12 protein-coding genes are annotated in these 14,016 nt (G+C 64.4%); 6 read left to right on the top strand and 6 right to left on the bottom strand.

Translation table 11 applies throughout. The features are described from left to right. Positions 1-163: 163 nt before the first annotated feature. The 6 genes from VMA74_RS16540 (at position 164) to VMA74_RS16515 (ending at position 7,445) form a co-directional block, all read left to right on the top strand. Entirely contained in the window at positions 164-946 is a 783-nt protein-coding gene (locus tag VMA74_RS16540; RefSeq protein ID WP_325368935.1) for an alpha/beta fold hydrolase, read from the top strand. Next, a complete protein-coding gene (locus VMA74_RS16535; protein WP_325368933.1) occupies positions 946-1,770 on the top strand; it encodes an alpha/beta fold hydrolase in 825 nt (274 codons plus the stop codon). Before VMA74_RS16540 ends, VMA74_RS16535 begins: the two co-directional genes overlap by 1 nt. Next, positions 1,767-2,771 (top strand): UDP-glucose 4-epimerase GalE, encoded by a 1,005-nt coding sequence (gene galE, locus VMA74_RS16530; RefSeq protein ID WP_325368931.1) that lies wholly within the window; start codon positions 1,767-1,769, stop codon positions 2,769-2,771. The genes VMA74_RS16535 and galE overlap by 4 nt, the downstream gene beginning before the upstream one ends. Positions 2,772-3,286: 515 nt before the next feature. Then, positions 3,287-4,954, top strand: coding sequence for a hypothetical protein (locus tag VMA74_RS16525; RefSeq protein WP_325368929.1), 1,668 nt, complete (start codon positions 3,287-3,289; stop codon positions 4,952-4,954). Next, positions 4,888-6,489, top strand: a complete 1,602-nt coding sequence (locus VMA74_RS16520; RefSeq protein WP_325368927.1) for an oligosaccharide flippase family protein — start codon at positions 4,888-4,890, stop codon at positions 6,487-6,489. Before VMA74_RS16525 ends, VMA74_RS16520 begins: the two co-directional genes overlap by 67 nt. Positions 6,490-6,497: 8 nt before the next feature. Further along, positions 6,498-7,445 carry a hypothetical protein gene (locus tag VMA74_RS16515; RefSeq protein WP_325368925.1) on the top strand — a complete coding sequence of 316 codons (948 nt, stop codon included), beginning with the start codon at positions 6,498-6,500 and terminating at the stop codon, positions 7,443-7,445. Positions 7,446-8,015: 570 nt separating this feature from the next. Here the strand turns inward: VMA74_RS16515 and VMA74_RS16510 are convergent. The 6 genes from VMA74_RS16510 to VMA74_RS16485 form a co-directional block, all read right to left on the bottom strand. Beyond that, on the bottom strand, positions 8,016-8,777 hold the full coding sequence (locus tag VMA74_RS16510) for a glycosyltransferase family 2 protein (protein ID WP_325368923.1): 762 nt from the start codon (positions 8,775-8,777) through the stop codon (positions 8,016-8,018). 4 nt (positions 8,778-8,781) lie between these two features. After that, positions 8,782-9,966 carry a hypothetical protein gene (locus VMA74_RS16505; RefSeq protein WP_325368921.1) on the bottom strand — a complete coding sequence of 395 codons (1,185 nt, stop codon included), beginning with the start codon at positions 9,964-9,966 and terminating at the stop codon, positions 8,782-8,784. Next, a complete protein-coding gene (locus tag VMA74_RS16500; protein WP_325368919.1) occupies positions 9,966-11,132 on the bottom strand; it encodes a glycosyltransferase family 4 protein in 1,167 nt (388 codons plus the stop codon). The genes VMA74_RS16505 and VMA74_RS16500 overlap by 1 nt, the downstream gene beginning before the upstream one ends. Next, a complete protein-coding gene (locus VMA74_RS16495) occupies positions 11,129-11,770 on the bottom strand; it encodes a polysaccharide deacetylase family protein (protein ID WP_325368917.1) in 642 nt (213 codons plus the stop codon). Before VMA74_RS16495 ends, VMA74_RS16500 begins: the two co-directional genes overlap by 4 nt. Beyond that, complete coding sequence (locus VMA74_RS16490) at positions 11,767-12,939, bottom strand: glycosyltransferase family 4 protein (RefSeq protein ID WP_325368915.1); 1,173 nt, start codon at positions 12,937-12,939, stop codon at positions 11,767-11,769. Before VMA74_RS16490 ends, VMA74_RS16495 begins: the two co-directional genes overlap by 4 nt. Further along, on the bottom strand, positions 12,936-14,016 hold a 1,081-nt coding region (locus VMA74_RS16485; protein WP_325368913.1), incomplete at its 5' end, for a glycosyltransferase. The genes VMA74_RS16490 and VMA74_RS16485, both read right to left, overlap by 4 nt.

Raw genomic sequence — 14,016 nt, 5'->3', positions numbered from 1 at the left:
TCGATCGCATCGATAAGACGTATCGCTACGGCCTGGATGTTGGCCATCAATGGACCCCACATTGGAGCTGGCACGTTTCGTATATCCGGCAGCTGCGCAACAGCAATGCGTTGGCGCAGAGCTATCACGAGAATGAAGTGTTTTTCACCGTGGTGTTCCGGCGATGAGCGCGCGTGCCGAGACGGAACTGCCGTTCTATTTCGGGCCCGATCAAGCCTTGTTCGGCCTGTTCCACGCAGCCGGCACACCGGCGCGAAAAGCGGTGCTGCTGTGCCCGCCGCTGGGGCAGGACCAGATTCGTTGTCATCGCCTGTATCGGCAGCTGGCGCAGGCGCTGGTGGCCGAAGGCGTGGCCGTTCTGCGTTTCGACTATTACGGCACCGGCGACTCGGCCGGCGACAGCGCAGAAGTGGACTGGGCGCGCTGCCTGACCGATACCACCACTGCGGCCGCCGAACTGCGCGCACGCAGCGGCATCGACCAGGTCTTCGCGTTTGGCGCGCGGCTGGGCGCAAGCATTGCGTTGGCCTCGGCTGCGCAAGCGCGCTTTGCCGGCGTGGTGGCGTGGGACCCGGTGCTGGACGGCCGTGCCTATGTCGAGCAACTCGATGCGCTGCAATTGGCGTTGCGCGTCGACCGGGCGCGCTTCATGCAGCCGCGCAAGGAGGCTGACGTCGCTGCGCAATGGCTCGGCTTTGCGGTCAGCGACAGCCTTCGCCAGCAGATCGCAGGCATGCATTTCAAGCGGCCGGCCGTGCCGACGCTGCTGCTCGAATCGCTGCCGCCCGACCGGCCGCGCGCCTGGAACGGTTTTGTGATCGATGCGGCAACGATCAGGTCGTTGCAGCCGCCCACGCCCTGGGATGATCCACGCCGGCTCGAAGTGGCGATTCTTTCGCATCCGCTGATCCAGGCCGTCACGCAGCACGTGCGGGAGGTGGCCTGATGCCGGAGCAGGCGTTCCGTTTTGGACGTGCGCGGCATCTGGTCGGCATTGCCGGATGGCCGCCGTCGACCGTGCGCGATTCCGTTGGCGTGATCGTGCTCAATGCGGGGCTGGTGCACCGGATCGGCCCGTTCCGCTTGCACGTGGAGATGACGCGCCGGTTGAATGCGCGGGGTTATCCGACCTTGCGTTTCGACCTCTCCACCATTGGCGACAGCGCTGCCAGCGGCGAATCGCAAACCCGCAAGCAGCAGATTTGCGCCGACGTGGCCGACGCGATGAAGCTGCTCGGCGAACAGGCGGCATGCCAGCGCTTCGTATTGATCGGCCTGTGTTCCGGTTCGCAAAGCGCGCACATGGTGGCTTGCAGCGACGCCAGGGTGGCCGGCGCCGTGTTCCTGGACGGTTACGCGTACCGCACGCTCGGCTACCACCTGCGCTATTACGTGCCGCGCCTGCTGGATGCGAAGCGCTGGCGGGATGCCTTTTCGCGTCGCCGTCAGGCGCAGCAAGGCAGCAGCGAGCCGGCCTTCACCGTGGCGCCGTTGCCGCAAGCGGTGGTGCGCACCGATCTGGCCGGCATGCTCGAGCGCGGCCTCAAGCTGTGCCTGATCTATAGCGGCGGCATCAGCCGTTATTTCAATCATGCGCGCCAGTTCCGCGAATGCTTTGGCGGGCTCGTCCGTCATCCGGACGTCTTTACCCTTTTTTTCAAGGAAGCCGATCACACCTACATCCTCACCGGCGATCGCAAGCGTCTGCTGGAGCAGATCGAGCGCTGGCTGGCCCAAAACTTTCCCGTCACTGCGGGGACTTCTTCATGAATACGGTTCTGGTTACCGGCGGCGCCGGTTACATCGGCAGTCATGTCGTGCAGCAGTTGGTGGCGCGGGGCGAGCGCGTGGTGGTGGTCGACAACCTGAGTACCGGTTTTCGCGAAGCGGTGCGCGGCGCCGAACTGGTGGTGGGCAATGTCGGCGATTCGTCCCTGGTCAGCCATGTGATGGCCGCGCACCAGGTGGATGCGGTGCTGCATTTTGCGGCCCATACGATCGTGCCGGAATCGGTTTGCGATCCGCTGAAGTATTACGGCAACAACACCTGCAACACGCGCAACCTGCTTGCCTGCTGCGCCGAGGCGGGCGTGCAGAAATTCATCTTCTCGTCCACGGCGGCGGTCTACGGCGTAACCGATCACGGCATTGCCGACGAAGACACGCCGACCAAACCGATCAACCCATACGGCACCTCCAAGCTGATGTCCGAAACCATGCTGCGCGATCACAGCGCTACCGGTGCGATGCGGCACGTGGTGCTGCGCTACTTCAACGTGGCCGGTTGCGATCCGCAGGGCCACATTGGCCATTCCACGCCCAATGCGACGCTGTTGATCAAGGTGTGCTGCGAGCATGCGGTGGGCATTCGGGACAGCCTGTCGATCTTCGGCACCGACTACGACACGCCCGATGGCACCGGCATCCGCGACTACATCCACGTCGACGACCTGGCCGCCGCGCATCTGCGCGCGCTCGATTATCTGCGCGACGGCGGCGATTCGCAGACGCTGAACTGCGGCTATGGGCATGGCTACAGCGTGCGCGAGGTCATCGATGCGGTGGCGCGGGCGGGCGGCAAGGCGTTGAACGTGATCGAGCTGCCGCGCCGTCCGGGCGACATACCCATGCTGATCGCCTGCAGCGACCGGCTCAAGCAGGTGCTCGATTGGCAGCCGCGCTACGACGACCTGGATTTCATCGTCGGCACCGCGCTGCGCTGGGAGCAGCAGCTGATGTGCAAGCGTGTTCCGCTTTCGTCGGTGGCTTGAATGCTTGCTCACTTCAGTCCTGACCACATGCCGCGTGGCTCGTCATTCCGGCGAAAGCCGGCATCCAGTTTTAATATGCAGTGCGAAGCACTCAAAACCGGTTTTGTGTCTAATGACACTAACTTAAGCGTGTATCTCGACGCGTGTAGTGATGTGCCCCCTCCCCTGCGAAGTAGGGGAGGGTTGGGGTGGGGTGCGAGCGCAGCGAGCGGCAAGAGCCTGACGTTGCCACCTTGCTTCTTGTTATCAGAAGCCATGGCGACATTCGGCTGCACACTAAAGCACAAGCAACCCCACCCCGGCCCTCCCCTACTGTCGCAGGGGAGGGGGCACATCGCGGCAAGCCATGAAGCAATGACGCTTAAGTTAGTGCCATTGGGTTTTGTGTCCTCCGGACTCCTATCTGGACTGGATTCCTCGCTCCTCAAAGCCGAGCACGTCCCTGTGCTCTCCCCGCGTACCGGCTTTCGCCGGAATGACGAGCGTGACGCGCGGCACTTACGTTCGGAGCAACGATGACAGCCGTATCCACCCGCCGCTGCGCCGCGCTGATCCTGAGCAGCATCATGGCCATCTCGATGTCCGTCCACGCAGCGAACGACAGCGCCCCCGCGGGCACCACGCCAGACCAGCGCATCGTCGTACATCGCAACGCCGGCAAGGATGCAGACATACTCGTCTCCGTCGGCATTCCGTTTGCACCCGGCAGCTTGCGCGACACGCATCTGCTGCGCATCCTCGATGAGAACGGCAAGGAAGTTCCCGCCGCCGTCCAGACCACCTTGCTGTGGTACGCCAAGGACGGCAGCGTGCGCGCGGTGCGCGCGCAGTTCCATGCGCACTTGGCGGGCGACACGCAGACGTTCTATTTCTCGATCGGCAAGCCGCGCCAGCGCGATCTGCCCGGCTGGCCCTATGCCGACGGCCTGGTGGATGGCGAGCAAGGCCTGAAAGTGGCCGCTGCCTTGGCAACCCTGAGTCCGGCATGGCTGTGCCGCTCCCTGGTGGCCGGGCCGCAGTTTCCGGCGCCGCCGCATGAAGCCTATGCCGAGTACGTCTCGGCACAGTTTCAATGGGCGAAGCCCTTGCCGGTGAAGGATCCGACCGCATGGCTGTTCGATCGTCCTTCCACCTTGTTCGAGGCCTACGTTCGCACCGGCCGTTTCGATTACCTGCAGGCGGCCGATCTCAGCTATCACTTCTACATGAAGTACATCCGCCGCGATGGCCTGGCGATGAGCCCGTTCTGCGGCGGCGGATGGACCTACGGCCAAAAGCCGTGCGATGTGAAATACGTCTATGTGGAACCGATTCTGCTTGCGCTTGCGCTCACCGGCGATGACAGCGAACACACGCCGGAAACCGTCGACAAGATGATGACGCTGTGGGAGAACGGCGGCTGGAGCAACCGGCCAGGGCCATACACCAGTCCCGCGCAGCATTTCACCGAACGCCTGGCGGGCCTGGGCTTGCTGGAAACCGTCAGCGCGTACGAACTGACCGGCGACCGCCGCTACCTGCAACGCGTCAACGACCGCATCGGCTGGCTGTACGACCACCAGCGCAACAACCCGGACGGCCTCGGCAACGACGGTTCCTGGCGCAACAGCTGGAACCTTCACGAGGACGATAGCTGGAACCCCTCGACGGACGTGCGCGGCACCTCGCCGTGGATGACGGAAAACATCATCGACGGCCTGTGGCATGCGTGGCTGGTCACCGGCGACGCGCGCATTCCGGTGATGATCACCGCGTTCGGCCGCTATCTCGAACAATACGGCTGGATCAAGCCCGAGCTGCTGCACTACGAGCACGACTGGCGCAACCCCTGTTCCGGGCCGGATGGCCAAATCACCTGGTACTGGTCATCGGCGCATGCCGACGTCAAGACGCTTGCGCATATCGAGGAGTCGGACGGCTGGTACAGCGATGCGCATACCGTGGAGATCGCCTTGCCGGTGGCCGCGGCCTATTACTTCGAGCGGGACCCCAAGCAAAGTGCGGCGTTGAAGCATCGGCTCGCTGCCCTGGCCTCGTCCTACAACCTGGAATGCGCGAAATCGGCCGATACGTTGCGGCGCTTCAATTGGAATAATCGCGGCAGCGGCGTCGTCGCATGGCTGATACGCCAGCCGGCCGGCAGCGGCGCGCCGGCATTGCCCGCCAAGAGGGCAACGCCATGAAGCAGCGCATCGCGGTATTGCGAAGCGTCACGCTGGTGTCGGTCTCCACCTATGTGGAATACGCGCTGGGCCTGGTCGTCAGCGTGTGGATAGCACGCAGCCTGGGTCCGGCGGATTTCGGCCGCTATGCCTTCACCGTGTGGTTGTGCAGCTGGCTGATGACCTGCAGCAATCATGCGCTGACGACGTCGTCGACCAAGTTCATTGCCGAGGCCGATGGAGCAGGGCGGCCGGATTTCGCCTCGCACATCGCCCATCGCTTGAGCCGGTACCAGAACCTGAGTTCGCTCATCGTCGTGCTGCTGTTTGTCGCCTCGGTTCTGGTGATCCGTCCGGTCGAATGGCGGCAATCGCTGTGGCCGATCACCGCGCTGGTGATCGTCGCCGTGGTCGCCAAGGCCAACTACGCCATGCTGGTGGCAATTGAAAAAGGGCAGGAGAGTTTCGAGCCCGTATCCATTGCGACGGTGCTTTCCGGCGTGATCGGCGTAGGGCTGATCGGCGCCGCGGCGGCGCTGCACGCCACCATGGTGGCGTTCTTTGCGCTGTTCGCCGTGGCCTGCCTGATGTTGAACCTGATCAATCGGCTGGCGTTCCACCGGTATTGCCGGCCGTTCGCTGCCGGGCCGATTTCCGATGACGTCAGCAAGCGGCTTTCCAGGCATCTACGCCTCACCGCGGCCCTGGTGCTGCTGATCTCGCTCAGGTCCAGCACGATCGAAGTGTTTCTGCTCAACACCTATGCCACATCTACGGCGGTCGGCTTCTTCGCGATCGCCTCCACGCTCACGCGTGGTGCGGTCGAGCTGCTTTCCGTGGGCTTGACCACCACCTTGCTGCCCTACATGGCCAAGTCGTTCGGCAAGAATGGCACCTCGGAAGCGGCGCGCCTGCTCACCGAAGCGGCGCGGTTCTACTGGGCCGCCGGCCTGGTGATCGCGGGCGTCGGCCTGGTCACCACGCCGGAGATCGTGCGGCTGATGTATGGCAACCGCTACGTGGCCGCGATACCGGCGATCGAGGCCATGCTCGTGCTGGCCGGCTTGCTCTTGATCGGAAACAGCATCGCCGCCTTCCAGACCGTGGTCGATCGCCAGGACGATCGCGTGCGCATCTCGGTGCTCGCGCTGAGCGTCAACGCCGTGCTTGGCGTGGCGCTGGTGCCGCATTTCGGATTGGCCGGCGCGATGATGACCTACGGCGGCACGCGATTCGCGGAGTTGGGCCTTGCCATCTTCTACCTGCGGCGTGCAACCCGCGGGCGCCTTCCCATTGCGGACATGGCGCGGCTGTTCGGCGCGGCAGTGGTGGCAACCGCGGTGGCGTGGCTATCCGTGGATGTCATTCCAAGCCGTTTCGGCTTCATCGTCGGCGGCATCGTGTTCGTCGGGATGTTTGTGCCGGCCAGTTTCCTGGTGCGCTATTGGAATGAAGAGGACTATCGCTTGATGACCCTGATCACCAATCGCCTTGGACCGCCCGGGCGCACGCTGATGCGCGGCCTGGCCTTGCTGCATGGTCCGGCGAAGGCGTAGGGGGCTTTATGTACTGGAAGACCAAGGCAACGCTGCAGAACGCCGTGTCCCGCTTGCCCTCCGAATCCTCATACGCCACGTATTACTGGCTGCAGCGCCATTTCGGCGGCCTGCGCAACATCAATCCCATGGCGCGCTTGCGCGCCGGCATCGAGACCTGGCGGCAGATCGAAAAGCTCGGCCGTGAACCGGCCAACCGGACATTTTTCGAGGTGGGCACGGGCCGCGTACCGATGACGCCGCTGGCCTATTGGCTGATGGGCGCAAAAAAGGTCATCACCATCGACCTGAATCCGTACCTGAAGACGGAACTGACGCAGGAGTGCCTGCAGTACATCGCCGAGCACGTCGAAGAAACGGAGGCCGCGTTCGGTGCGCAGCTGGATCGAAAACGCTTCGACACGCTGCTTTACTTCCAGCGCCAGGACTGCTTCCGGCTGCAACATCTGCTGGATCTATGCCATATCAGCTATATCGCGCCAGGCGATGCCGCGCGTACCGGCCTGAACCCTGCAAGCATCGATTTCCATACCTCGTTCAACGTTTTCGAACACATTCCGCGCCACGTGCTGGCCGCCATTCTTTCGGAAGGCAACCGCATCATCAGCGATACGGGCCTGTTCGTTCACCGCGTCGACTACTCCGACCATTTTTCGCATTCCGACACACACATCTCGCCGATCAATTTCCTGCAGTATTCGGATGCGCAGTGGGATCGCTACGCCGGCAATCGCTACATGTACATGAACCGGCTGCGCCATGACGATTTTCTGGCGTTGTTTGAAGCGGCGGGGCATACCGTGCTTGCGACCGAGCCGACGGTGGATGAAACGTCGCTCACGTTGCTGCGCGAGGGAATGCTGGGTATCGATGAACGGTTTGCCGGCAAGACGGCCGAGGTGCTGGCGACGACGGAGTCGTGGATTGTTTCGGCCAAGGCCGCGCCCCAAGCGTGAGCCACGCTGCATGAGAACGCACGATGCCTTGATGCTCGCCACGATGCGCTCCCTCCCTTACTTCGCACCTGATTAGCGCTATCTCTCAGTTACGCGGTGCATGACTCCCTCCCCTGCGAAGTAGAGCCTGCCCCGGACTTGATCCGGGGGGGCAATGCTCCGAACTTAAGCCTAATGGCACTAACTTAAGCCAAGAAGCTTGTTGTTCGCGGTGATCTGCTCCCTCCCCTGCAAGCAGGGGAGGGCTGGGGTGGGGTTGCTTGGGCGTTAGCATGCAGCTGAATGTCCTGATGAGATGTATGGAAGCAATGGGGCTCCTGCCGCTCGCTGCGCTCGCACCCCACCCTAGCCCTCCCCTACTTCGCAGGGGAGGGGACGTATCCTGGCGAGCGAGAGGTACACGCTTCGATTCTGGCTTAAGTTCGGAGCATTGCCCCAACCCTCCCCTACTACACGTAGGGGAGGGGGCAGATCTGGCGAACTGAGGCTTGACGCTAATCAGGTACTTCGCAGGGGAGGGAACTGTTTGTCGCGAAAGTCGCCCCCCTGTTCGAATAACGCGGCATCCCCCTAAACCCGCCCCCCACGCCGCTTGATCACCGCATGCCGCGCATACCGCGCCATGTACGCCACCGACTGCATCAACCCCAGCTTCTCGACCTTGCGATAAACGTCCCATTGCCAGGACGCCGCCCGCCATTTGTTGGCCGACAGCGATCGTTCGCGCACCAGGTACCAGGCCAGCGGTTCGGGCGATTCCACGCGCACCGCTTTGCCGGCGCGCCGCACCTGTTCCAGCCAGAACACGTAGTCCTCATGGCCGATGCGCTGGAACGGCACGTCGCCGAGGCTGCGCGCGTACATGCCGGTGAGCGTGCCGATGAAATTGCTGGCGAGCATGTCGCGCCAATCGACCTGCGGCGGCGGCATCACCTTGCTCAGCACGCGGCCGTCTTCGGCGACACGCCAATACGCGGCGTAGCTGACCAGGGCGCCGCTGGTGCGCATGCTCGCCAGTTGCCGTTCGAGTTTAGCCGGATGCCACCAGTCGTCGGCGTCGAGGAACGCGATGTAGTTGCCCTTTGCGGCCGCCATGCCGGCGTTGCGGGCCGCGGCGACGCCGCTGTTGGCCGGTTGATGCAAGACCTGCACGCGCGCATCGGCCGCCGCGTACGCATCGAGCATGCTGGCCGAGCGGTCGTGCGAGCGATCGTCGACGGCGATCAGCTCCAGATACGTGTGGCTTTGCACCAGCACCGATTCGATCGTCCGTTGCAGCCACGCCTCGGCGTTGTAGACCGGCATGATCACGCTGACCAGGTCGTTGTTCATGGCGTCACGCGATCTGCGCTTTGGCAGTGGTCAGCACGCCAGGCGGCGGTAGCTCGTAGTCGCGGTAGTCGTGCGGATTGCCGGTCAAGCCCGCTTCGGCCGCCTTGATGATGTTGTACACCTCGCGCGCAGTGACGTAGTGCAGCACGTAACGCTTGCCGTCGTTGTAGGCCTGCTCCAGGTGGTTATGCATGCGGTGGGCGGCCTCGCCCAGCAACGTGTCCATGTCGCGCTCCTGCGTGCCGTGGGTGTGGATCTTCACGAACACCCACTCGGGGCGTCCTTCCACGTGCACGCCGGTCTTGATCCATGCGTCGACCCGGTCCGGCGTCGGCGGGCAGGCGCGGCGCACGTCGGCGCTCTCGATGCGCGGGATGATGCCGAAGCGCCGGCTGCGCCAGTTCAAGCCCAGCGGTCCTTGCACGATCAGCAGATCGCCGCTCGGCTTGCCGCCAACGCGCACCGGCTCGCCGGTATCGTGCGACTTGGGCCGCGTCGGGTCGTCCGTGGCGTAATAAATGGCATTGATCATGCGCGTCTGCGTTTCGCTCGGCGCGGAGGGCAGGGTGAAATCGGCGTAGCAGCCCAGTTCGCGCAGCAGGATCAGTTCGTTGTTGAGGCCGCACCAGCGGCCGTCCGCACGCGAGTTGTCCAGGCACCAGTTGCCGTGGATGAAGGCGAAGCGCAATTGGCCGGTGTTCGGATCGCGCGGCAACGCGTTGTGCCGTTCGTGCAGCAGCCGGTTGAAACGGTCGATGGTGGTGCGGAAATTTTCGGGCGTGTCGTTGTCGTGATGCAGATGGATCTCGATTTCGCCGTAACCGTCCGCGCACAGCGCGGCGAGTTTTTCCAGATGTTCTTCGCGGTATTCCTCCTCGGGATAGAAGAAGCTGTGCTGCGGCGGCCGCCCGTCGGCGTCCCGGTGCGCATCGGCCAGGGTACGGTAGTCGCGGCACCAGCGATCCACGCGCGCGCGTTGCGTCGCCAGGTCGACCTTGCCCCACATCGGTTCGAAGTGATCGACGAAACAGAACATCACGTGTATCGGCTTATCCGTTACGCGCGGCGGCCGGCGGCGCAGGTAGCTGCCCAGCCAGATGTGCATCTGGCGTGCGCGTATCGCCAGCGTTACGGCAATCGCCAGCATCGCCAGTAAGGCCAGTGCAGCCAGTAGCGCGATCGTCCCCATCAGTGCGAGCCTCGTGCGGACAGGAGGGTGAGCAACTGCTCCGCGTTGTTGCGCCATTGGCGTTCGCGCTCGATATAGCGGCGCGCGGCGGCGCCCACGCGGCGGTGTTCTTCCTGCTGCATGGCCAGGTCCAGCACGCGCTGCACGCAGGCGGCGATCTCGCCGCGCGGGAACAGCCAGCCGGTGTCGCCGTCGCCGATCACTTCGGCGACCGGCGCATAATCGGGCGCGACCACCGGCACGCCCATGCCCATCAGCTCGAACAGTTTCATCGGCGAACCGTAGTGATTGGAATTCGGCAGCACGGCGTAATCCATGCAGGCGATCCAGCTGGCGATCTCCTCGTGCGCAACGCGGCCGGGCAGCAGTACGCGGTCGGACAGGCCGCGTTCGGCCACCAGCGCGCGCACGGCGGGCAGGGTTTTTCCATCGCCGACGAAGACCAGCGCCAGCTGCGGCACTTCGGCCAGGCGTGCGGCGATGGCTTCGACGAATGCATCCACGCCATGCCAGTGCGCGAACACGCCGATATGCCCGCAGACGATGCGGCCGGCGAGCCCGCGTTCGGCGCGCAGTTTGGCCACGTCGAAACGCGCAGGATCGAAACGCGCCAGGTCGACCGCATTGGGCGAGATCACCGACGGCGCGATATCGCCGTACGCGGCTTTCGCCTGGTCGCGAAAATAGCTGGAGATGAATACCAGCCCGGTGCAGTGGCGCAGGCACCAGCCTTCGATGCGCCGGGCCAGGCGCTTCAGGCGCAAGGGCCGCACGCGTTCGACCAGCGCCGAATCGTTGATCTCCAGCACCAGCGGAATGCCGCGCCGCCGCGCCAGCCATACCGTCGCAAACAGGAACAGCGAATAGCGTTCGTAGATCAGCTGCGGCCGTTGCCGGCGGATGGCGGCGCCGACCCGGAAGAACGTGACCGCGTTGTAGCCAAGTTCGAGGCATTCGAACAACACGCCGGGCAAGCGGGTGATCGCTGCGGCGAGCCGGCTGCGTTTCGAATTCGCCTGCGGGGTCGATTCATGCTCGGGATCGGCGCCCGGGAACGATAGGATCGATACGTCGTGCCCAAGGCCCCGCAGCGCGTGCACGATGCCGCGGATGTGCACGCCCTCGACGTGCCGCCCCCGCGTGCGATGGTGGTAGAGAATTCTCATCGTGCATCCTGCGGCAGCGCGCTGAAGCTATGGCCCTCGCCCAACCACTCCGGCAGCATCACCGCCAGCGCGTCGTGGGCGCGGTCGCTGTCGTCATGCATCAGCACGATGTCGCCGGGCAGCGGCGGATCGGCGCGCAGGCGGCTGATCATTTCCTGGTTGGGCCGGTCCTGGTAGTCGAGGCTGTCGTACGACCAGTACACAAAGCTGCGCCGATGTATGGCGAAGTAGCACAGCAGATCGGCGCCCACGTAGCCGTGCGGTGGCCGCATCCGATGATGCGCGCGTCCATCGAAGGCATGCAGCAAGGCGTCGGTGTCGTGGATTTCGCTCAGTTTTTTGCGCGTGGTCATGCGCTTGAACGACCAGTGGCTATAGGAGTGATTGCCCAGCATGTGCCCCTCCGCCACGATGCGTTCCACCAGCTCCGGGTGACGCTCGATCTTCTGTCCTACCAGGAAAAAGCTGGCCTTTACGCCGTGCTTAGCCAGCAGGTCCAGCAGCGGCGGCGTATAGGTGGGGTCAGGGCCGTCGTCGAAGGTGAGGTAGCGCGCGTTGTCGCGGCGCGAGCCGTTGGTCAGCACCAGCGCGTCTGGGAGCAGACCCAGCAAGCGGTGTTTTTTCGGCCGCATATTCATGCCGATGCTCCTGCCGGAGCGGCCGCCCCAGCAACAGCCGCACACAAGATCGCATCCAGTTGCCGAATGTTGTCCTCCCACCGAAAACCACGCGCATGCGCAGCGATCCGTTTGTGATTCCAGCGCCGCGCACTGGCCTCGATGAGCGCGCTGGACAGCGCCTGCTGCTGGTGTGGCGGCACCAGGATGCCGGCGTAGACCGGTACCACTTCCGGAATGCCGCCCACGCGGGTGGCCACCACCGACGTGCCGCACGCCATGGCTTCCAGCACCACGTTCGGCACGCCTTCGTTATGGCTGGGCAGGCACAGCAGGTCCGCCGCGCGGAACCAGTCGCCCAGTTCGGCATGGGCGACCGCGCCGGCCATTTCGACGCGGTCCAGGCAACCCAGCGCCTTGGCGCGTTCGAGGATGGCGCTGCGCGCGGGGCCCGTGCCGACGTAGATCAGGCGCGCCAGCGGCCGTACGGCGAGCAGGGCCGGAAACGCTTCGAGCAGGTCGAGACAACCTTTGGACGCTTTCAGATTGCCCACGAATAAAAGCAGCGGCGAGTACGTGGAAAGGCCCAGCCGCGCACGCGATGGGGCGCGCGATTCAGGCGAAAAGATCGACGCGTCGACGCCGTTGTAGAGCACATGCACGTTGGATGCATGCGCGCCCAATGCGATGGCCTTGGTGGCCAGCGCACGGCTGACCGCGACCACGCCCGCCGCGCCGGTCAGCGCAGAGCGGATCTGCGGCCGGCGCAATAAATGATTGGCCTGCACGTTGAGATCGCTGCCGTGCACCTTCACCACATAGGGAATGCCCAGCCGGCGCGCCAGCCAGCCGGCGGCGGCACCATCGGGATACGCCCAGCTCACCAGCAGGCAGTCGTAATGGGCTTTGCGTATCTGCCGTCCACGTTGCCACCATAGCGACAGCAGCCAGCACAGCGCATGCAGCGAGCGGCCGAGGCGCGGTGGAAACGCAAACACGAAATAATCGGTACGCAGATGATCGGCATGCACGTCGCCACGGCGGTCGCCGAGCCGTTCGCGAAAGTCGACCGCGGTGATCACGTCCACCTCGTGCAGCTGGCCCAGGCGTTCGAACTGCTGGCGATTGAAGGCGCCGCGCAGCGGATCCCACGGCGTCGGAAACAGGTTGGTGAGGATCAGCACTTTCATGGCGTATGGCATTCCCTTGGGCTGTCGTGCAGATCGGCGCCGTCGTAGCGTTGCGCGCCGCGGTAAAGCTGGGCGTAACGCCTCGCCATCGCTTCCAGCGAGCCGTGTTGTTCGACCCATGCGCGCGCCGCCTCGCCCAGCGCCATGGCGTGTTGCGGATGGCGCAACAGCGCCAGCATGGCCTCGGCCAGCGCCGCGGGATTTTCCGCCGGCGCCAGGCGGCCGGTGGTTCCGTCGCGCACGATCTCGCCGTTGCCGCCGACCGCGGTGGCGACGATCGGCAGCGCGGCGGCGCTCGCTTCCAGCAAGGCCATCGAATAGCCCTCGCTCAGCGAGGAAAGCACGAACAGGTCCAGCCCCTGCAGCAGCTCGCGCACGTCGCTGCGGTCGCCCAGGAAGTGCACATTGCCGCCCATGCCCTCGTCGATGGCGCTCTGCTGCAGCGAGGCGCGAAGTTCGCCGTCGCCGATCAGCACCAGCACGGTATCCGGGTGTTGCGCGTGCACCAGCCTGAAAGCGCGGATGAGGCCGAGCTGATCCTTGGCCCAGTTCAGGCGCCCGACCGTACCGATGATCTTCACTTGCACGGGCAGGTCCAGCAGATCCGCAAGCCGTTCATGCATCGCCGGCGAGGCGGTCTGAAATTTTTCCACGTGAATGCCGTTGGGCACCACGCACACCTTGGCGGCAGGAACGATGCCACGCTTGATCGCATCGTTGCGCGCGGCATTGCAAACGGTAACCACGGTATCGGTGCGCGCCAGCGCGCGGCGATACAACCATTCCCGCCGGCTTGCGTTGCGGTTGACGCCCATGCCATGGCGCGTATTGATGATGCAGCGCATGGGCAGCCCCAAGGTTGCCAGCACCGCCTGGTAATGCGCGACGGCGTTGTGGGTATGCAATACGTCGGTGGCATGCGCGCGCACCATTGCGCGGGCGCGCGCCAATGCCCGCAGGTCCGGGCCTTGCCGTTTTGCGCACACGTGTACCGCAATGCCAAGCGCGTCCAGCTCATGTGCCAGCGAGCCGGCCGTATACAGGCATATGACCTGGCAGCGGTGGCCTTGCCGGTGC

Source organism: Dyella sp., from assembly GCF_035508675.1.
Taxonomy (GTDB): Bacteria; Pseudomonadota; Gammaproteobacteria; order Xanthomonadales; family Rhodanobacteraceae; genus Dyella_B.
Note: the sequence above shows the minus strand (reverse complement) of the source record. Positions and strands in the feature narration are given on the sequence as shown.

Excerpts from the sequence above, each read along its gene's own strand:
- VMA74_RS16540 (WP_325368935.1), top strand. The coding sequence starts at position 164 with ATGAGCGCGCGTGCCGAGACGGAACTGCCGTTCTATTTCGGGCCCGAT.
- VMA74_RS16535 (WP_325368933.1), top strand. The coding sequence starts at position 946 with ATGCCGGAGCAGGCGTTCCGTTTTGGACGTGCGCGGCATCTGGTCGGC.
- galE (WP_325368931.1), top strand. The coding sequence starts at position 1,767 with ATGAATACGGTTCTGGTTACCGGCGGCGCCGGTTACATCGGCAGTCAT.
- VMA74_RS16525 (WP_325368929.1), top strand. The coding sequence starts at position 3,287 with ATGACAGCCGTATCCACCCGCCGCTGCGCCGCGCTGATCCTGAGCAGC.
- VMA74_RS16520 (WP_325368927.1), top strand. The coding sequence starts at position 4,888 with ATGGCTGATACGCCAGCCGGCCGGCAGCGGCGCGCCGGCATTGCCCGC.
- VMA74_RS16515 (WP_325368925.1), top strand. The coding sequence starts at position 6,498 with ATGTACTGGAAGACCAAGGCAACGCTGCAGAACGCCGTGTCCCGCTTG.
- VMA74_RS16510 (WP_325368923.1), bottom strand. The coding sequence starts at position 8,777 with ATGAACAACGACCTGGTCAGCGTGATCATGCCGGTCTACAACGCCGAG.
- VMA74_RS16505 (WP_325368921.1), bottom strand. The coding sequence starts at position 9,966 with ATGGGGACGATCGCGCTACTGGCTGCACTGGCCTTACTGGCGATGCTG.
- VMA74_RS16500 (WP_325368919.1), bottom strand. The coding sequence starts at position 11,132 with ATGAGAATTCTCTACCACCATCGCACGCGGGGGCGGCACGTCGAGGGC.
- VMA74_RS16495 (WP_325368917.1), bottom strand. The coding sequence starts at position 11,770 with ATGAATATGCGGCCGAAAAAACACCGCTTGCTGGGTCTGCTCCCAGAC.
- VMA74_RS16490 (WP_325368915.1), bottom strand. The coding sequence starts at position 12,939 with ATGAAAGTGCTGATCCTCACCAACCTGTTTCCGACGCCGTGGGATCCG.